Below are 18,323 nucleotides of genomic sequence, written 5' to 3'. Positions count from 1 at the left end.
AGGGTGCTCGCCCCCGCAGGGCCGCCCGACTCCCGCCCCGGCTGCCGCGCGGCCGCGCCCGCGGTCCGGTGTTCACCACCCACCCCTGGCAGGGAAGCGGCCGGGACGGCACAAGCACCGCCACTGTGCTCCGACCACCTGGGCGAGCAGGCGCCTCACGGCCGGCCCCTACAGCGTGGTGACCGCTGGCCGCCAAGCCCTGACGCCTCGACGACAGCGCCTACAGGCGGCCCAACGGAGCCCAGCTCCGGATCTCGAACCGGTCCCCCTCGCGCTGGATCTGCGCGGCTCCATGTCCCGGGAAGTGGGCGGGGAAGACCAGGGCACGGGTGTCGGCGGCTTCGCCGAGGACACGGCGCCGGGTGCCGCGTGCCTGCTTCGGGTTCTCGCAGAAACAGCTGTTGGCGTGCGGCGACCAGATCTGCACGGGGCTGTGCAGCATGTCTCCGACGAAGACCGCCCGTTCGGACCCCGAACCGAGGCACAGCACCGAGGACCCTGGCGTGTGGCCCGGGGCGGACCGGAGCACCAGGTCGGCTCGCGGTAACCGGGAAGTCCGGGTAGAGCCCGACCAGCCCCAGGTAGGAGCTGAAGTTGATGATCGAGCCATGACCGCTCGCGACCAGCGCCGGCAGCAGGGCCTTCGTGGTGAGGAACATGCTCCGCAGGTTCACCGTCACGACCCGGTCGAAGTCGTCGGCCGAAACCTCCTCGATGCGCCCGAGCGCCGAGGCGATGCCGGCGTTGTTGACGAGCACGTCGGCCTTTCCGCCACTCCACTTGAGCGTCTGGTCGACGGCCGACTGCACCTGCTCGGCGTCGATCAGGTCCGCGTGGACCGTCAAGCCGCGTTCGCCCAGGAGCTTCGCGGTCTCGTCCATGGGGTCACGGTCGATGACCGCCACCCTCGCTCCGGCGTCAGCCAGAGCCACGGCGAACGTCTGCCCCAGGCCTGTGGCTCCTCCGGTGACCACGACCGTCTTTCCGCCGAGCTTGAACCGGTCGATCGGCTTCTCTTCCATGATTTGCTCTCCCCACATCTCTCTTGTGTCGGATCCAGGCGACGCCTGCTCGGTCGCCAGCGATGGCCGACCCCGGGGACCAACCACCATCAGCGACAGACGTGGATAGAACTTATCTGCGCACGCAGTTATTTCGCCATGCCCGAGACGAGTGCGATTGGTTTCGGGGGGTGGCGACCAATACGGCCGACCAGGCGACCGTCAACCAGCCGCGAAGGGATCGCGGCAAGCCCGACGACGGTGCTGATGCACCCGGCCACGGCGGTACCGGAACCGAAGTTCCTCACGTTTGGGCGTGACGATGAGCACCGCGACGAAGATCAGTGGACGCGCAGCGCCGACGGCGCGGCCGGAGCGACCCGGAACCCGGTGAACGGGTGCAGCGAGGTGTCCGAGGGCTGCGATCACTGCTGTGCGAGGACGTTTCGCGGAGCGAGGGCGCGGCATGACGCCACGCCCTTGGGATGTGACCATGCCGGCCATCGACCAGGACTGGCGCGCCCCGACCACCCGCAACGCGACACTGCTCTTCACCACGCGCCCCGCAGCGTAGGCGCTGCCGCCGAAGCGCCCCCCACCGCCGGGGGCGCCGCCGGGCCGGCGGCTGAAGCCGTCGCAGCGCGACGTGTGTGCGCAGCACCGTCGCTGCCGCGACGTGCGCTGCGCACACCCGGCTCATGCTGGAGCAACCGGCTCCTGCCTGAACATGGCATGGAGGCGCCGCGTGTGGTCCACATGGCGCTCGGCTCCGGTCAGCGTGACCCTGGTCGTCAGGCGCGCATCCGCGCTGGAGGCGGCCAACCGCACCTCCAGCTCGCCCGGTTCGACGATGCGCCGACCGTCGCGCCCCGTGAAGGATGCGAGGTCGGACGGGACCGTGACACGGACGCGGCGCGCCTCGCCCGGCTCCAGTTCGAGCCGGGCGTAGCCGACCAGGCGCTGCAGCGGCTGGACGACGGAGGCAACCGGGTCGTGCAGATAGAGCTGGACGACGTCGGCTCCGGACCGCCCGCCGGTGTTGCGCACGGTGAAGGCGAGGGTGAACTCGCCGTCCGTGGTCACCTCCTGAGCGTCCACGGTCAGGTCGCTCCAGTCGAACCGCGTGTAGGACAGGCCGTGGCCGAAGGCGAACGCCGGGGTCGGATCGACGTTGGACACCTCGCTGGCGTGCGCGAGCCGTGCGCCGAGGTACGTGGTCGGCTGGGAGCCCGGTCCGCGCGGCACGCTGACCGGGAGACGCCCGGAGGGGTTGATACGGCCGCTGAGCACACCTGCGATCGCGTGCGTGCCCTCCTCCCCCGGGAAGAAGGACTGCACGATCGCGGCGGACTCGTCCACGGCGCGCCCGAGGGCGTACGGCCGTCCCGCGAGCAGCACGGTGACCACGGGTGTCTCCAGGTCGAGCAGGGCGTCGAGCAGGTGCTGCTGCGCTCCGGGCAGGTCCAGCGTCTCGGCGTCGCAGCCCTCGCCGCTGGTGCCCCGCCCGAAGAGCCCGGCGCGGTCACCGAGCACCACCACGGCGACGTCGGCCTCGCGCGCCGCCCGGACGGCCTCGTCGATGCCGGAGAGGTCTCCGTCGTCGACGCCGGTGCCGCGGGCGAACGTGATCTCGGCGTCGGGGAATTCCGCGGCGAGGGTGTCGCGCAGCGTGGGCAGTTCGATGCCGAGCGGAGTCCCGGGGTGGCGGACACCGATGTGCTGGGGGAAGGAGTAGCAGCCCAGTACGGCGGTGGGCTCGTCGGCGTTGGGACCGATCAGGGCGATGCGGCACGGCCGGGTCAGTGGCAGGGTGCCGTCGTTGGTGAGCAGGACGACCGCCTTCTCGGCGATCTCGCGGGCCAGTTGACGGTTCTCGGGCCGGTCCAGGTCGACCGTGCCGCGCAGGGCCTCCGGGTCGTCGGCGTCCGCGCCGTCGAGCGCCGCCGGCATCGGGCTCCAGTCGGGGTCGAGCAGCCCCAGCATCGCCTTCTGGGTGAGGACGTGGCGCAGGGCGCGGTCGATGAGCTCTTCCGGTATGCGGCCGTCGGTGACGGCTTGTACGAGGGGTTCGCCGTACGTCTTGACGTTGGGCAGTTCGACGTCGATGCCCGCCGCGAGCGCGGTGCCGGCGGCGTCGGCCCAGTCGGCCGCGATGCCGTGGAGCGTCTTGAGGAAGGCGATGGCGAAGTAGTCGGCGACGACGGTGCCGTCGAAGCCCCATGTGTCGCGCAGCAGCCCGGTCAGCAGGTCCTCGTCGGCCGCGGAGGGCATGCCGTCGGTGTCGGTGTAGGCGTTCATCACCGACCGGGCGCCGCTCTCGCGGATCGCCATCTCGAAGGGCGGCAGCAGGACGTCGGCTCGCTCGCGCGGGCCCACGGAGGAGGGGGCGAGGTTGCGGCCGGCGCGGGAGGCGGAGTAGCCGACGAAGTGCTTGAGGGTGGCGACGATCCCGGCGGACTCGAGGCCCTGCACGTACGCCGTTCCGACGGTGCCGACGAGGTATGGGTCCTCGCCGATGGTCTCCTCCACCCGGCCCCAGCGTGCGTCGCGTACGACGTCGAGGACGGGCGCGAGACCCTGGTGGACGCCGACGTACCGCATGTCGCGGCCGATGGCGGCGGCCATGCGCCGCACCGTGTCCGGGTCGAAGGTGGCGCCCCAGGACAGCGGAACGGGGTAGGCCGTCGCCCCCCAGGCGGCGAAGCCGGCCAGACATTCGTCATGCGCGAGAGCCGGAATGCCGAAACGGTTCGCCGAGGTGATGACCGCCTGGGTACGGGCCAGGGAGAGCGCACCCACGGCGGGGTCGACGGGGACGGTGCCGAAGGGCCGGGTCAGCTGGCCGAGTCCGGTGGGCAGCAGCGCCGCGAGGTCGACGGCCTCCTCCATGTCGTGCTGATGGGGGGCCACTTCCCCGCCCTGATCGGAGGCGCCCACCCACACTCCGTACAGCTGGGCGGTCTTCTCCTGAAGGGTCATCGCGTCGATCAGGGCGTCGACCCTGGTGGTGACGGGAAGGGTGGGGTCGTTCCAGAGGGGGATGTCGTGGGTGGTCTCCACGGCCACGTCGGCGTTCACTTTCCTCCCACGTCCATCAGGCCCTGGACCAGGGCGCAATGGATGAACAGGTAGACGAGCAGGACGGGCAGCACCGACGGCACCACGGGATCCCGGAAGGCCCGGGACGCCCTCGGCGCCGGCGTCGGTCACCGGCTGAATCCGGCGGTCAGACCGCTGAGCATCTGACGGCGGCCGAATGCGTACAGGACCAGGACGGGCAGTGCGGTGAGGACGACGGCGGCGACAACGGCCGGGACATTGACGCCGTACTGGCCCTGGAACGTCCACAGCGCGAGCGGCAGGGTCCGGCGGTCGGGGTTCTGGGTGAGGACCAGCGGCAGCAGGAACCCGTTCCAGATGGTCAGTCCGTTGAAGATCGTCACGGTGAGGATGGCCGGGCGGGTGAGCGGTGCCGCCAGTCGCCACAACGTCGTCCACTCGGTGGCGCCGTCGACCCGCATCGAGTCGAACAGTTCCTTGGGTATGTCGCGGACGAAGTTGGCGAGCACCAGCACGGACAGCGGGATGGCGAAGGCGATCGACGGGAGGATCATCCCCAGCAGACTGTCGTACAGCTTCAGTTTGATGATGATCAGATAGACCGGGATGATCGTCGCCTGCAGCGGGATGGCCAGCCCCATGAGGAACAGCCCGTTCATCACACGCAGGCCCCGCATGCGCCAGCCGCGGACGATCGCGTAAGCGGCCATGAAGGAGAACGCGACCGCCGGCACCACGGCGCCGACCGTCACCACGACGCTGTTCACGAAGTAGCGGATGAAGTGGGACTCGATGACCAGCCGGTAGTTGTCCAGCGTGGGGTCGCTAGAAGGCGCCAGCGGGTTGCTCGTGTAGTAGCGGCTCTGGACCTTGAGGCTGGTGATGAGGATCCAGTACAGAGGCACGGCGACGACGACGAGCCAGATCCATCCGGCCAGGCCGGCGACCCAGTTGCTCCGGCGGGCCGCCGGACGGGAGTGGCGTTGCCGCTCACGGCGGGCAGCCTTCTGCGGATGTTGCGCCTTGGTGAGCGCGGTGGTCACCTCAGGCCCCCTCGAGTTGGCTCTCACCGGCGTCCCGCCCTCCGAGCCGACGCAGCAGCAGCGCGAGGGCGAGGCCCACCAGGACCAGGATGACCGCGATGGCGCTGGCCGGTCCCATCTGGCTGGCCCGCCATCCCCGTTTGTACATGTCCAGCGCGAGGACCCGGGTGGCGTCTCCGGGGCCGCCCTCGGTCAGGACCCAGATGAGGTCGAAGAAGGTCAGCGACCCGACCACCATCAGCGTGGACGAGGTGATGATGGTGTATTTCAGCTGAGGAAGCGTGATGCTGAAGAACTGACGGATCCGCCCGGCACCGTCCAACTGCGCCGCCTCGTACATGGACTTCGGAATCTGCTGGACACCACCCTGGTAGATCAGTGAGTGGAACGGGATGAACTGCCAGGAGACGACGAAGATGACGACGCCGAACGCGAGCCCGGGCCGCCCCAGCCAGTCCTGGCTGAGCACGCCGATCTTCAGCCCGGCACCGAGGCCGAAATTCGGGTCCAGCAGGGCCTTGTACGCGACCGCGATCGCCGCGGAGCTGAGCAGCAGCGGGATGAAGTACACCACGCCCAGCACCGCACGGTAGCGCTGGCGGCCGGCCATGAACGTGCCGAGCAGAATGCTCAGGGGAGTCTGGACGGCCCAGGACACGATCATTACGAGGAACGTCACCCAGAGGGCGTGCGGGAGCCCGGGGTTGGTGAGGACCGTACGCCAGCTGGTCAGTCCGGACGCGTGGATGGCGCCGATGCCGTCCCACGTGGTGAAGCTCAGCACGAAGACGCCGACGAGCGGAACAACGGCGAAGCAGACGAAGACCACCAGCGCCGGCGCCGCCAGCCACGGCAGGATGCTGCGCGGTTCGCGACGCGGCGGATGGCTGGTGAGGGCGCTCATTTACCGATGACCGCGTTGAGGTTGCCGGCGAACTGCTGCGGCGAGATGGACAGCTGGAACAGCTTGGAGATGTTGTCCAGCAGCGTCGCGGCGGCCGCCGGGCTGAGCGCCTGGTCCCAGGACTGGACGAACGTCTTGGCCTTGCTGGCGATGTCGTAGGTGAGCTCGAGGAAATCGGCGCTCTTGGAGGCAGCCAGCAGTTTCTCCGTGCCCAGCCGGATCGGCACCTGCCCGTTGGCGATCCATGCCTTCACCTCGGCGTCCTGGAGGACGCCGGCGGCGAAGAACTCCTTGGCGGCCTTCTTCTCCGCTGCGCTGGCCTTCGAGGAGATGGACAGGTACTGGGCGGGGTTGCCGACGGTGTCGCTCGGATCGCCCTTGCCGCCTTCGACGGGCGGGAAGTTCATGAAGCCCAGCCCGCCGCTGGAGACGAAGTCCCCACCGTTGGACTGCTGGATGCCGTACGACCAGGCACCGTGCAGCATCATCGCCGCCTTGCCGGTGTACAGCAGCGCCTGGTCGGCGTTGGAGTCCGCGGTGATCGAGCTGAAGCCCTTGATGAACCCCTTGGCCTTGACCAGCTCCTGCACCTTGGTGAGCGCGGTGATGGCGGCCGGGTTGGACCAGGCGTTCTTCTCCCCCTCGATGACGGCCTGGAAGATCTCGGGACCGCCGATGCGGTCGAACAGGAACTCCAGCCACATCATGTTCGTCCACTGGGACTGGCCACCCAGGGAGAACGGTGCGATGCCCTTCGCATTGAACTTGGGCACCAGCGCCATGATGTCGTCCCAGGACTCCGGCGGCTTGACGCCGACCTGGTCGAAGACCTTCTTGTTGTAGAAGAGGATGATCGGCTGCACGGTCTCGCAGGGCATCGCGTAGATCTTGCCGTTGACGGTCGCCGCGCCGAACGAGGACGGGAACAGCCGCTGCTTGACCTCGGAGTGCTCGTCGAACCACGAGGTGAGGTCCTCGACCTGGCCCGCCTCCACGTAGGTGCGCAGGGTCCCGCCGCCCCAGCCCCAGATGATGGTGGGCGCCTGCCCGGCACCGATGGCGGTCTTGATCTTCGTCTTGTACGCGTCGTTCTGGAAGGTGGTGTCCTTGATCTGCGTCTTGGGGTGGGCCTTGTTGAAGGCGTCCACCGCGCCGGCCCTGACGCCTTCCTGCGGCTGGCCGTTCAGGTACCAGTACGTGGCTGCGGCGTTGCTCTTGCCGGGACCGGACGAGCCGCAGGCCGTCAGCGCCGCGGAGATCGGTATGCCGGCGGCGATGCCGAGGAGTGTACGTCGAGACAGGGTGCGCCGAGACAGGGGCATGTCCATGTTTGTTCTCCGCACTCGAGAGCCACCGGCTTCTCGTGAGTCGTGGTGAAAGATTTTCGAAACAGCCGACTCGGATTTCTGTCCGTGCAAACTAGGTTTCGGGCCGATGCGGTGTCAAGGGATGTGCACGCACGGTATTGAGCAACTGTCAGCCGCATAAAATCGGGCGACTGTGGCCCTCGCGAAGCCCTGACAGGGATCGAAACTTTTCGAAATCTCCGGAGTGAGAGCGGAGCAGAGTGGGCATACGACGGCAGCGGCTGATCCACTTCCGGTGACGGACCAGGTCACGCCGCCCCAGCGGGGTGTGGTGCTGCCGGTGCCGGATCCGGGTCGATGTCCTCCGGGCCGGGATGACGGTGCCAGGGCGGCGATCCCCGGTGTGCCTGACCGGCCCGGCCCGCGGGCAAGCCGGAGGTGAGCAGCTTCCCCGCCCGCCGGGCGCCCCGCGAGGTTGCCGTACAGTTGACCGGTTCCACCCGCGTCGCCGCACGACCGGCGGCTCATCACACCGGTGGACGCACAGCTGAGAGGAACCGATGCCAGCGCACGCCAGACGCACCACGTTGGCGGACATCGCCCAAGCGGCTGGGGTCTCCGTCGCGACCGTGTCCAAGGTGGTCAACGGTCGCGGTGACGTGGCGCCTCAGACCCGCGCCCGGGTGCAGGAACTGCTGCATCGGCACGACTACCTCGCGCCTGTGTTCCGCCACACCGAGGCCGTGGAGAGCCCGACCATCGAGGTGCAGTTCCAGGGCGACCTCAAGCCGTACGTGGCCAAGGCTCTGGAAGGCATCATCGACTCCGCCGCCGGGGCGGGAGCCTCGGTGGTGATCAGTAAGGCGTCCCGCGCCCCGCACTGGGCCCGGGATCTGGTCTCAGCCGGGCGCCGCGCCCTCATCGCGGTCACCAGCGCGTACACCGCCGCGCACCTGAAGGAAGTGGCCCGGGCCGGGCTGCCCCTGGTCGTGCTGGACCCGCTGCACCTGCCGGACAGCCGGGTCAACAGCGTCGGGGCGACCAACTTCTCCGGTGGCCTGGCTGCGACCCGGCACCTGCTCTCTCTCGGCCACCGCCGCATCGCCTATCTCGGCGGACCGGCCATGGCGGTGTGCAATCAGGCACGCATGCACGGCTACCGCGCCGCCATGGAGGCGGTAGGAGTACCGGCGCCCGACGCCTGCGTCCGGACCGGAGAATTCACGTTCGAGACCGGCTTGCTCGGCGCCGCGGCACTGCTGGACCTGGAAGAGCCACCGACGGCGATCTTCGCAGGCAACGACGAGATCGCCCTCGGTGTCATCGAGACCGCCCGCACCCGAGGTCTGCGCATCCCCGAAGACCTGAGTGTGGTCGGCTTCGACGACACGGACCTCGCTCAGATGGCCTCGCCGCCACTGACCACCGTGCGCCAGCCACTGAGGGAGATGGGCGGTGCCGCCCTGCGCACCGCCCTCCGGCTGGCCAACGGCGACAAGGTCGAGTCCCACCACATCGAACTCGCCACCGAACTCGTGGTACGCGCCTCGACGGCGCCGCCCGGGGGAGGGTCCTCGGCGCGTAAGTGATCTCAGGTGGGGCGGCCTTCGGGCAGGACCAGCCGACGTTCGCCTCACCGCGGAGAACACGGTGCGTCAGCCGCCTCACGACATGCGCGCGTCGGGCAGGACGACGACCTTCCCGGCGACGGTGCGGGATTCTGCGAGGGCCAGCGCCGCGGCGGTGTCGGACAAGGGGAACCGTGCGGCGATCTGCGGCTCGAGGACGCCGTCGGCCAGCAGACCCAGTACCTGCGTGAGGTCTTCGTTCAGTCGGCACCGGTAGGCGTCGAGGCGCCCCAACCGGCCTGGCGGCCCGCCGTCCACGGCCTCACCCACGCCGGTCCAGGTGTAGCCGGCGGACGGTGAGCCGCCCCTGACAGGTTGTCTTCTCCCCCCAGACAGGATTCATGAGGACGGCGCCCACGATGTCCCGCGTCTGGTCGCCCGCCCCATCGGCACCGGGCGGACGCACCGTTCTTCCTCACCTGGATCGCCGCAGCAGTCGAGCGCGAACGGACTCGGACTGGGCGGCGTCCGCGATCGTGAGCGCCATGGCCAGACCGGCGTCGCGAACGAACCGGTCGCCCTCCAGGCCGCGGGCGGCCGCGGCGAAGGCCGCGGTGTGGTTCCCGTCCTCGGGCGGAAGGTCGAACGAGAGCATGGGGTGAATCGCGGGGATCCGCAGCGAGACGCTCCCCATGTCGGTCGAACCGAACATCTTGCCGTCCGGGTAGTCCGGGAACGTCCGGCCGACGGCCCGGGCGTTCTTCTCGAACAGGGGGGCCAGGTCCTGGTCGTGGCGGAACTCGCGGTAGATGGAGGGCAAGGAATCGAACTCCACGCTGGTCCCGGTCGCGACGGCTCCGGCGTCGAAGCACGGTTTCACGCGCTCCCACACCTCGTCGACCTCGGCTATCGTGTCGCAGCGAATCATGCAGTCGACCACGGCGCGGTCCGCGATGACATTGACGGCCGACCCGGCCTCCCGCACGACGTGATGCACTCTGATGCCGTCGCGCAACTGCTGTCGCAGCAGCCCGATGGCAGTCTGGGCGAGCACCGTCGCATCGGCGGCATTGAACGCGCTCCACGGCCGTGACGCATGCCCTCCCCGCCCCGTGTAGGTGACCCGCCAGGACCGCGAGGCGCGCAACTGCGGGACGACCACGTCCTTCACCTGCGGATGCACCATCATGGCGGCGTGTGTCCCGTCGAAGACGCCCCGGTTGACCATGATTTCCTTGCCTGTCCCGCTCTCCTCCGCGGGGGTGCCGAAGACCCGCACCGTCAGCCCCAGCTCGTCGGCGAACGGGGCCAGCGCCAGCGCGGCGCCCACGGCCGATGCGGCGATGACGTTGTGACCGCAGCCATGACCGATGTCGGGGAGCGCATCCATCTCCGCGCAGACGCCGATCGCCAGAGCACCCGAGCCCGCCGACGCCACGAACGCCGTCGGAAGATCCGCCACGCCCTTCTCGACGGTGAAGCCGCCCTTGTCCTCGAGGGTCGCGACGAGCAGTGCCGACGTCTCGTGCTCCTCGAAGGCGAGTTCGGGTTTGGCGTTGATCGCGTGCGAGAGCTCCGTGACCAGGTTCAGGTGCTTGTCGAATGCGCGCCTGATGCGCTCGGTGATGTCGGTCATCGCCCTACCTCATTCAGCAGTCGGAGGATGTCGTGCGTCCGCGGTCTTGAGGAGACCGTGGTGTGGGGCGCCGCCTCGGTACCGCGGACTCCCCCGCGCTCGGCGCATGCCACGAGTACGTCGCCGGGCTTCATCCGCGGGGTCGGCCAGACCGCGCGGGCGCCGGCATGCGTGATGGGATCGGCTCGGCGGATGCTCTGATCGGTCCAAGCAGGTCCGGTCTGGCGTGTGAGATGTCGTTTCGCTATACGATACAGCGTGCCGCAGAGTAGTCCATGCCTCCCGCCTCCGACAAGAGGCACCCGTGCCGCAATGTGAGATGGCTGCGCGGTGGGTGGTACGCTCAAAAGTCAATTCCGGGATCGGGGAGGCTGGCGGAGACGTGACCGGGCAGGACAGGCCGGGCAACGGCATTCGGTCGATGAACAGCGTGCTCAGTACGCTTCGCGTCCTCGAGGAAGTCGCCGTGCGACAGCCCATCGGCGTCTCGGAACTGGCGCGCGTGACGGGGATTCCGAAGAGTTCGGTTCAACGGTGCCTCGTCACGCTGCAGCAAGCCGGCTGGTTGAGGGTCGTCGACCGTGAGCACGCGCGGTGGGGCGTGACGATGAAGGCTCTCGCCATCGGGCTGCGCGGGGCCGGTGAGCAAGATCTTCGGGATCTGGCGGCGCCGGTCATCAAACGCCTTGCCGCAGAGACCGGCGAAACGGTTCAACTCGGGCTGCGCGACGGGGAAGACTACGTCATCGTCGCAACCCAGGACAGCAGGCACATAGTCCGCGTCGTCCTCGACGTGGGCACGCGTCTGCCGCTTCGGGCCACTTCGGCGGGTGTCGCGATCATGGCGCGCCTCGACCCGGCTGATGTGGATGAGCTGCTGAAGCGCGAGCTGAGGGAATTCGCCCAGTCCCCCATGCCGAGTTCCGACGAGCTCCGCGAGGAGATCAAGCGGACCGCCGGGCGAGGGTACGCGCGCAACGTGTCCGGGTGGTTTCGTCCGCACGTCGCCTCACTCGCCGCGGCCATCACGGACCCCTCCGGGCGCCCCATCGCAGGAGTCACGCTCGCTGTTCCGCAGATGCGCTACGACAGTACGCAGGAAGAGACCCTGGCACGGCTGGTCATCACGGCCGCGGACGAGATCAGCAAGCTGATCGCGGCCGCCTGACCGCGACCGTATCCCTTCGGCCTCGGTCCGACCGAGGGACGCGAGACGCTCGACGAGGGGCAGTCCGGGTGCGGTCGGCAAGCCGGAGACGGCCGAGGAAGGGGAGCCGGTTCCTGGCGACCCCACCGGATCGATCGGTCCGGGCCCGCATCGTCCGACCCGTCGACGGGAGCCCGGGCCTGCACCGGCCCTCATGCCGTTGTCACGCCGGCCAGGAGCTTCGCCGTGCCTTCGGGTGCCTCCACCGGGAAGTGGTGGCTGCCCAGGTCGACGAGGACGATGTCGAAGCGGTCGCCGTAGCGCTCGATCGCCTCCTGCGTCGCGAAGTCACGTATCGCGAACACGGTGACCGGCTGCTTCGTCTCGCGCAGTGCCGCGTCCATGTCCCAGTGCACCAGGCCCTCGATGGAACGCAGTCCGGCGGGCTGTCGCACCGCGACCATCTTCTCGAAGTACGCGTTCTTGAGCACCGGGTCGAAGCCCGCCGGCGAGCCGCCCTCGACGCGGCCTCGTACGCCTGCCGCGAAGTCCTCTTGGAACATGCGCACCATCGCGTCGGTCCGCTCTTCGCTCTGCGCCGGGAAGAGGGACAGATAGGTGAGCGAGTCGAGTGCGACCACATGCGACACCGTGTCGGGGAGGAAGCTCGAAGCCATCCTCGACCGGGAACGGGCCCGGGGCCATCAGCCCCCGACCCTCGAGCGCACCACAGACGCCATACTCGCCCCCCTCTACTACCGCGCCGTCTTCACCGACCTCCTCCTCACCCCCGACTGGACGCGCGCCCTCGTCTCGCACCTCCTCCCCGACTGACCTCGGCGTCGTCAATGACGACGCCGAGCGGTTCGGGCGAACTTCGGTGACCGGAGAGCCAGGTGTCAACGCTGATCGTCGGTTTTCGACCCTGAACGGAGCTACGCGGACCTCACCTCACCGTCGTTCTCCGGGGCGAGGCGTCTCACCCAGGATCCCGGGGAAGCCCCGGTGACTGGGTGATCTCCTTTTCGGCGGCTTCGACGACGGTCAGTACGGCGGCCGCGGCTGCCGCGGGATCCCCGGCCGCCACGGCTTCCACGATGGCGCGGTGGCCTGGCAGCGAGGCTTCCACCGCGCCCGGGGTCTGGGTGCTGACGTGGAAGCTGTGTTCCAGCGCGATGCCGATGGCGCGGCCCAGTGAGCCGAGCAGCCGGTTGCCGCCGGCGTCGAGCAGGGCTTGGTGGAAGGCGATGTCGGCCTCGATGTAACCGCTGCGGCCGGGTTCCGCCGCTGCGGCCTCCATGGCGGCCAGGGCGTCGTACAGAGCTCGTATGTCGTCGGGGCCGGCCCGGTCGGCGGCGAGCCGGGCGGCCTCGGGCTCGATGATCCTGCGCAGTTCGGTCGTGTCGCGCAACAGTGCCGCGGCGTCCCCGGCCTGTTTCCAGCGCAGTACGTCACGATCCAGGTGGTTCCAGTGCTCCGGGGGCAGGACCCGCGTGCCGGTGCGCGGGCGAACACGCAGCATCCCCTTGGCCACCAGAGCCTTGACCGCCTCCCGCAACGCACCCCGGCTGACGCCGATCTCGGTCGCGAGCAGGTCCTCGACCGGCAACGGATGCCCCGGCTCCCACACTCCGCCCACGATGCGGCGGCCGAGCTCGTCGACCACTCGCTCATGCATGGTCGGGAAGTGCACCACGATCTCCGTTCCCCCCCCTGGACGCCATTCATCGAATCATTTAATGATTGCCTCCCAGGCTACAGCCTCGGGGTCCTCACCCGACGTCGCCCGACCGCGCACCAGCCGACGCGAGAGCCACTGGAGTACCTACATGACCGACGGGAACAAGACGAGCCTGCGCAGCCAGGCCTGGTTCGGTGCGAGTGGCCGCAGCGGGATGCTCTACCGCTCCTGGATGCGCAACCAGGGATTCGGTCACGAGGTCTTCGACGGCCGCCCCGTCATCGGCATCGCGACCAGCGCCTCCGAACTCGCCCCGTGCAACGCCCACCTGACACGTGTCGCCGAAGCCGTCAAGCGTGGTGTGTGGCAGGCGGGCGGCTTCCCGCTCCAGTTCCCCACCATGGCCACCGGCGAGACCCTGATGCGCCCCACCGCCATGCTGTACCGAAACCTCATGGCCATGGAGGTCGAGGAGTTGATCCGGGCGAACCCGCTCGACGGGGTGGTACTGCTGTCCGGCTGTGACAAGACGACGCCGGCGATGCTGATGGGCGCGGCCAGCGTCGACCTGCCCGCCGTCATGGTCACCGGCGGGCCGATGCTCAACGGCAAGTACCGGGGCCAGGACGTGGGGTCGGGGACCCATGTGTGGAAGTTCGAGGAGGACCTCAAGACCGGCCGGATGACCGAGGAGGAGTGCTTCTTCGCCGAAGGCTGCATGGCCCGCTCCAACGGTCACTGCATGACGATGGGGACCGCCTCCACGATGGCCTGCATGGCCGAGGCACTCGGCATGCAGCTCCCGGGCTCGGCGGCCTGGCCGGCCGTCGATTCCCGGCGGATGGAGACCGCGCAGGCGGCTGGGCAGCGCATCGTGCGGATGGTGGAGGAGGAACTGCGTCCCTCGCGGATCCTGACCCGGGAGGCATTCGAGAACGCCATCCGGGTCAACGCGGCCATCGGCGGTTCCACCAACGCCATCATCCATCTCACCGCCATCGCCGGACGCGTGGGCGTCGACCTGAGTCCGGAGGACTTCGACGCCCTGGCCCGCGAGGTGCCGACCCTGGTCAATCTGATGCCCAGCGGCACGTACCTGATGGAGGACTTCTGCTACGCCGGTGGCCTGCCCGCCGTGATGGCCGAACTCCTCCGGGGCCGGCTGCTGCACGGCGAGCAGCTCACCGTCACCGGACGCGGCATCGCCGAGAACGTCGAGAACGCCGAGCGTGTCGGCTCCGACGTGATCACCGGCGTCGATGCCCCGTTCCAGCCGGCCGGCACCGGAACCGCCGTGCTGCGCGGCAACCTGTGTCCCGACGGCGCCGTCATCAAGCAGTCCGCCGCGTCACCGCACCTGCTCACACACCGCGGCCCCGCGCTCGTCTTCGACTCCCCCGAGGCCTATCACGAGGTTGCCGACGACCCGGAGCTCGACGTCGACGAGAACACCGTCATCGTCATCCGCAACGCCGGCCCCAAGGGTTACCCCGGCATGCCCGAGGTCTCCAACGTCCCGCTGCCCGCCAAGCTGTTGAAGGCCGGGGTCAAGGACATGGTGCGCATCTGCGACGGCCGGATGAGCGGCACCGGGTACGGGACCGTGGTACTGCACGTGGCGCCCGAGGCCGCCGTCGGCGGACCCCTCGCCCTGGTGCGCGACGGGGACTTGATCGTCCTCGACGTCCCGAACCGCACCCTGCGCCTGGACGTGGACGACGCAGAGCTGGTGCGCCGCCGGGAGGCGTGGAAGGCCCCCGCCGAGCGCCACACCAGCGGCTACGCCTGGCTCTACACCCAGAACGTCGAACAGGCCGACAAGGGCGCCGACTTCGGCTTCCTGCGCGGAAGCCGCGGACACGAAGTCCCCCGGGACTCCCACTGAGTCCGCACCCGGCGGCACCCTCCCTCGAATCCAGGAGAACAGGAAGCGCCATCGTGGAATCGGCAGCAACGCGCCCGCGTCCGGCCCTCACCACCACCTCCGTTCTGCCAAAGGACGCCGATCGGGCCGCCCTTGTCGCACGTGTCCACGACCCGGGGTGGAACGGGCCCTGTGTGGCGGCCGTTCGGGGCGAGCAGGTCGTCGACCTGACGGCCATCGCACCCACTGTCTCGGACCTGCTGGAACGCGACGACGCGGCGACCATCGTCCGACAGGCCGAGGGCGGGTACACCTGGCGCCTGGACGAACTGCTGCAAGCCCCGGCCGGCCGCCGTGACGTCGCGCATCTGCTCGCCCCCGTCGATCTGCAGGTGATCAAGGCCGCGGGTGTCACCTTCGCGGGCAGTCTGCTGGAGCGTGTCGTCGAGGAGCGCACGGGCGGCGATCCGGCGCAGGCGGCCCGGGTGCGCGAGCGCGTCGGGCAGGTGGTGGGCGGCGCGCTCGCCGGCGTCCGCCCCGGCTCGCCGGAGGCCGCCAAGGCCAAGGAACTTCTGGTCTCCGAGGGCCTGTGGTCGCAGTATCTGGAGGTCGGACTCGGGCCGGACCCGGAGGTGTTCACCAAGGCCCCGGTGCTGTCCGCGGTCGGCACCGGAGCGGACATCGGTGTGCTCGGCGCCTCGCAGTGGAACAACCCCGAGCCCGAGGTCGTCCTCGTCGTGGACTCCCGCGGACGGGTACGCGGCGCGACGCTGGGCAACGACGTCAACCTCCGCGACATCGAGGGACGCAGCGCGCTGCTGCTGTCCCGGGCCAAGGACAACAACGCCTCCTGCGCGATCGGCCCGTTCGTCCGCCTGCTCGACGACGGCTTCGACCTCGACACCGTACGCGGGCTCTACGTCGACCTACGGGTCGACGGCACGGACGGTTACGTCCTGCACGGCAGCAGCTCCATGCGCGAGATCAGCCGCGACGTACTGGACCTGGTGGCCGCCACGCACGGTGCGCACCACCAGTACCCGGACGGCTTCGTGCTGTTCACCGGCACCTTGTTCGCCCCCACCGAGGACCGGCACGCACCCGGCTCGGGCTTCACCCACGAGGACGGCGACATCGTACGGATCTCCAGCCCCCGGCTCGGCGCTCTGGTCAACACCGTCACCACCAGCGAGCAGGCCCCGCCGTGGACGTTCGGCGTCCGCGCGCTGATGCGCAGCCTCGCCGAGCGCGGCCTGCTGTGAGGCACTGAGACAGTGCGGGCGGGGCCCGGAGCACCGCGTGTCCGGGCCCGGACCCCGTGTGCGCAGCGCCGCCACCGCCGCGACGGGCGCTGCGCACACCCGGCTCAAGACCGGGCCACGAGCTCCCGCCCCGGTTTCCGGACCCTCACAACGTGCCCGGCGGCCGTATCAGACCTGGCCTGATGACCCGACGCCGACCGTACGCCCCTGTCCCCGGTCGCGAGTGGCAGTGGCCGCCGCCGGGATGCGGCAACGAACGAGGACGTCGTGCAGCACTTCACCGCGCGCCACGTTCAAGTGACGAGTTCTCATCCCCCGAAGGTCTCCCGCCGGACCGGCCCGGACGTCGCCTCCTGGTCCGCCGGGCCGGCCGGCGGACCACCCGACGTGACCTGCCCCAGCGGAGCGGCGTGCTCGCGCGCAAGTTCCTGGTACCGGTCGTCGGCGTCGTCGGACCGGCGCTTGCGCCGGGTGATGGCGTACAGAGCGACGGGCCCGCTGATCGCCAGGACGACGGGGTACAGCGCCCACCACGGCATGCGTCCTCCTCCGGTGCGGGCGTTGGGGGGCGCCGCGCACTCCACTGGGACAGTATGCCCTTCCGGGGCCACCGCCAACCTCAGGTTGCGCTACGAACAACAGAAGACACCGGGGCTCCCATACGTAACCCATTGTTTCGCGCCGACCTCTGGACGCGGTGTCCTGTTCGAATCTAACTTCCCTTTTCGGCGGGCGCAGTTGTTCGAGACCACCACCCCTGGTCCAGTCAACTGCCTTGCGCTGCAAGGCTGTTGGCGGTCCACCGACCGTGTGATGCGAAAGGCCGTGGTGAAAACTGGTAACCCGGCGCCCGACGGCGCACACTCCGATCAGACAACCACTGCGCCGGCCGCCGGTCGCCCGCGGTTCCTGGTGCTCGGCCTGCTGGCCATCACCGACGGTCGCGAGACGGTCGTGCTGCCGCCTTCCAAGCCGAGTTCGCTTCTCGCCGCGCTGCTGCTGCACCCCGGCACGGTCGTCTCCGCCGAACTGCTCCAGCACGTGGTCTGGGGGAGCCGGCCGCCGGCCGGCGGCCGGTCGGCGCTGCACACATGTGTGCTGCGGCTGCGCCGGCTCTTCGCCAAGTACGGCGTCGCCGACCATGCCATCGAGGCCGTGCCCGGCGGCTACCGGCTCCATGCCGATGCCGACACCCTCGACCTGCTCCAGTTCCGCGCCTTACTCTCCCGAGCCGACGTCAGCGAAGACCAGGAGTCGGCGCTGCGTCTCGCGCGGACGGCGCTGAGCCTTTGGAAGGGGCCACTCCTCGGCAACGTCCACTCCGACGAGCTTCATCGTGACCACGTACCGCGCCTGGCCGAGGAGCGACTGCTCGCCGTCGAGCGGGTCATCGACGGTGAACTGCGCCTGGGGCGACACCGGGAGATGATCGCCGAGGCCCGCGACGCGGTGCGGGCCGATCCCGGGCACGAGGGCCTGTCGGCCCTTCTCATCGAGGCCCTGTACCGATCAGGACGGCGTGCCGAGGCACTCGCCGAGTACCGCAGGATCCACCACTACCTCGGTACCGAGCTGGGCGTGGAGCCCGGCCCCACGCTGCGCAACCTCCAACGTGTCGTACTGCGCGGCGAGTTGGCCGGCAGGCACCCCGAACTGCCTCCCGCGGGCGTGCCGCCGCCGACCGCTCCCCCGGCACCGGCGGGTCTCGAACGTGCCTCTCCCCCGACCCCGGGTTCCCTGGTCCTGCGCGCCCTTGTCGACGCCGGGCTGCTGCAGGAGGACCCGTCCGGCCGTTACCGCGTCCATGACCTGCTCCGGCTCTTCGTCCAGGCGGCCGGCAGCAGCTTCCG

16 protein-coding genes and 1 pseudogene are annotated in these 18,323 nt (G+C 69.6%); 6 read left to right on the top strand and 11 right to left on the bottom strand.

Going from position 1 to position 18,323, the window contains the following annotated elements; genetic code table 11:
• Window positions 1–220 precede the first annotated feature (220 nt).
• The 6 genes and pseudogenes from ACLU3S_RS21390 to ACLU3S_RS21365 all read right to left on the bottom strand — a co-directional run bounded on the left by ACLU3S_RS21390 (window position 221) and on the right by ACLU3S_RS21365 (window position 7,336).
• The gene (locus tag ACLU3S_RS21390) at window positions 221–610 is read right to left on the bottom strand and encodes an MBL fold metallo-hydrolase (protein WP_413953536.1); all 390 of its coding nucleotides are present in this window, start codon (window positions 608–610) and stop codon (window positions 221–223) included.
• A 13-nt stretch (window positions 611–623) separates the two neighbouring features.
• Window positions 624–1,022: pseudogene (locus tag ACLU3S_RS21385) on the bottom strand (SDR family NAD(P)-dependent oxidoreductase); the annotation flags it as partial.
• 675 nt (window positions 1,023–1,697) lie between these two features.
• Window positions 1,698–4,079, bottom strand: coding sequence for a glycoside hydrolase family 3 N-terminal domain-containing protein (locus ACLU3S_RS21380; RefSeq protein ID WP_413953525.1), 2,382 nt, complete (start codon window positions 4,077–4,079; stop codon window positions 1,698–1,700).
• Between the two features lie 128 nt (window positions 4,080–4,207).
• On the bottom strand, window positions 4,208–5,104 hold the full coding sequence (locus tag ACLU3S_RS21375; RefSeq protein ID WP_413953524.1) for a carbohydrate ABC transporter permease: 897 nt from the start codon (window positions 5,102–5,104) through the stop codon (window positions 4,208–4,210).
• 1 nt (window position 5,105) lies between these two features.
• Window positions 5,106–6,008 carry a carbohydrate ABC transporter permease gene (locus ACLU3S_RS21370; RefSeq protein ID WP_413953523.1) on the bottom strand — a complete coding sequence of 301 codons (903 nt, stop codon included), beginning with the start codon at window positions 6,006–6,008 and terminating at the stop codon, window positions 5,106–5,108.
• Window positions 6,005–7,336 carry an extracellular solute-binding protein gene (locus tag ACLU3S_RS21365; protein WP_413953522.1) on the bottom strand — a complete coding sequence of 444 codons (1,332 nt, stop codon included), beginning with the start codon at window positions 7,334–7,336 and terminating at the stop codon, window positions 6,005–6,007. Before ACLU3S_RS21365 ends, ACLU3S_RS21370 begins: the two co-directional genes overlap by 4 nt.
• A 539-nt stretch (window positions 7,337–7,875) precedes the next feature.
• Here ACLU3S_RS21365 and ACLU3S_RS21360 point away from each other — a divergent pair.
• Complete coding sequence (locus tag ACLU3S_RS21360) at window positions 7,876–8,904, top strand: LacI family DNA-binding transcriptional regulator (protein WP_413953521.1); 1,029 nt, start codon at window positions 7,876–7,878, stop codon at window positions 8,902–8,904.
• 75 nt (window positions 8,905–8,979) lie between these two features.
• On the opposite strand, the gene ACLU3S_RS21355 is transcribed toward ACLU3S_RS21360, so the two are convergent.
• Together ACLU3S_RS21355 and ACLU3S_RS21350 are read right to left on the bottom strand one after the other, a co-directional pair.
• Window positions 8,980–9,213 carry a zinc-binding dehydrogenase gene (locus tag ACLU3S_RS21355; protein ID WP_413953520.1) on the bottom strand — a complete coding sequence of 78 codons (234 nt, stop codon included), beginning with the start codon at window positions 9,211–9,213 and terminating at the stop codon, window positions 8,980–8,982.
• A gap of 145 nt (window positions 9,214–9,358) precedes the next feature.
• Window positions 9,359–10,519, bottom strand: coding sequence for a M20 family metallopeptidase (locus tag ACLU3S_RS21350; protein WP_413953519.1), 1,161 nt, complete (start codon window positions 10,517–10,519; stop codon window positions 9,359–9,361).
• A gap of 382 nt (window positions 10,520–10,901) precedes the next feature.
• Between ACLU3S_RS21350 and ACLU3S_RS21345 the strand changes: the two genes are divergently transcribed.
• A complete protein-coding gene (locus ACLU3S_RS21345) occupies window positions 10,902–11,687 on the top strand; it encodes an IclR family transcriptional regulator (protein ID WP_413953518.1) in 786 nt (261 codons plus the stop codon).
• A 191-nt stretch (window positions 11,688–11,878) separates the two neighbouring features.
• Here the strand turns inward: ACLU3S_RS21345 and ACLU3S_RS21340 are convergent, their stop codons facing one another.
• Complete coding sequence (locus ACLU3S_RS21340; RefSeq protein WP_413953517.1) at window positions 11,879–12,307, bottom strand: alpha/beta fold hydrolase; 429 nt, start codon at window positions 12,305–12,307, stop codon at window positions 11,879–11,881.
• Window positions 12,308–12,317: 10 nt separating this feature from the next.
• Between ACLU3S_RS21340 and ACLU3S_RS21335 the strand changes: the two genes are divergently transcribed.
• On the top strand, window positions 12,318–12,500 hold the full coding sequence (locus ACLU3S_RS21335; RefSeq protein WP_413953516.1) for a TetR/AcrR family transcriptional regulator C-terminal ligand-binding domain-containing protein: 183 nt from the start codon (window positions 12,318–12,320) through the stop codon (window positions 12,498–12,500).
• A 145-nt stretch (window positions 12,501–12,645) separates the two neighbouring features.
• On the opposite strand, the gene ACLU3S_RS21330 is transcribed toward ACLU3S_RS21335, so the two are convergent.
• Window positions 12,646–13,344 carry a FadR/GntR family transcriptional regulator gene (locus ACLU3S_RS21330; RefSeq protein WP_413953515.1) on the bottom strand — a complete coding sequence of 233 codons (699 nt, stop codon included), beginning with the start codon at window positions 13,342–13,344 and terminating at the stop codon, window positions 12,646–12,648.
• A gap of 151 nt (window positions 13,345–13,495) precedes the next feature.
• On the opposite strand from ACLU3S_RS21330, the gene ACLU3S_RS21325 reads away from it, so the two are divergent.
• Both ACLU3S_RS21325 and ACLU3S_RS21320 read left to right on the top strand, forming a co-directional pair.
• A complete protein-coding gene (locus tag ACLU3S_RS21325; protein ID WP_413953514.1) occupies window positions 13,496–15,232 on the top strand; it encodes an IlvD/Edd family dehydratase in 1,737 nt (578 codons plus the stop codon).
• A gap of 53 nt (window positions 15,233–15,285) precedes the next feature.
• On the top strand, window positions 15,286–16,473 hold the full coding sequence (locus tag ACLU3S_RS21320; RefSeq protein ID WP_413953513.1) for a fumarylacetoacetate hydrolase family protein: 1,188 nt from the start codon (window positions 15,286–15,288) through the stop codon (window positions 16,471–16,473).
• A gap of 308 nt (window positions 16,474–16,781) precedes the next feature.
• On the opposite strand, the gene ACLU3S_RS21315 is transcribed toward ACLU3S_RS21320, so the two are convergent.
• Complete coding sequence (locus tag ACLU3S_RS21315; protein WP_413953512.1) at window positions 16,782–17,012, bottom strand: hypothetical protein; 231 nt, start codon at window positions 17,010–17,012, stop codon at window positions 16,782–16,784.
• Between the two features lie 373 nt (window positions 17,013–17,385).
• Here ACLU3S_RS21315 and ACLU3S_RS21310 point away from each other — a divergent pair.
• A partial coding sequence (locus ACLU3S_RS21310; protein ID WP_413953511.1) for an AfsR/SARP family transcriptional regulator occupies window positions 17,386–18,323 on the top strand: 938 nt, incomplete at its 3' end.

It is taken from the genome of Streptomyces sp. AF1A (assembly GCF_047340315.1).
Taxonomy (GTDB): domain Bacteria; phylum Actinomycetota; class Actinomycetes; order Streptomycetales; family Streptomycetaceae; genus Streptomyces.
The sequence above is the reverse complement of the archived record's forward strand: the minus strand, read 5'-3'. Positions and strand labels throughout refer to the sequence as shown.

Coding starts and splice junctions, on each gene's coding strand:
- ACLU3S_RS21390 (WP_413953536.1), bottom strand. CDS start 610: ATGGCTCGATCATCAACTTCAGCTCCTACCTGGGGCTGGTCGGGCTCT.
- ACLU3S_RS21370 (WP_413953523.1), bottom strand. CDS start 6,008: ATGAGCGCCCTCACCAGCCATCCGCCGCGTCGCGAACCGCGCAGCATC.
- ACLU3S_RS21365 (WP_413953522.1), bottom strand. CDS start 7,336: ATGGACATGCCCCTGTCTCGGCGCACCCTGTCTCGACGTACACTCCTC.
- ACLU3S_RS21360 (WP_413953521.1), top strand. CDS start 7,876: ATGCCAGCGCACGCCAGACGCACCACGTTGGCGGACATCGCCCAAGCG.
- ACLU3S_RS21350 (WP_413953519.1), bottom strand. CDS start 10,519: ATGACCGACATCACCGAGCGCATCAGGCGCGCATTCGACAAGCACCTG.
- ACLU3S_RS21330 (WP_413953515.1), bottom strand. CDS start 13,344: ATGCATGAGCGAGTGGTCGACGAGCTCGGCCGCCGCATCGTGGGCGGA.
- ACLU3S_RS21325 (WP_413953514.1), top strand. CDS start 13,496: ATGACCGACGGGAACAAGACGAGCCTGCGCAGCCAGGCCTGGTTCGGT.
- ACLU3S_RS21315 (WP_413953512.1), bottom strand. CDS start 17,012: ATGCCGTGGTGGGCGCTGTACCCCGTCGTCCTGGCGATCAGCGGGCCC.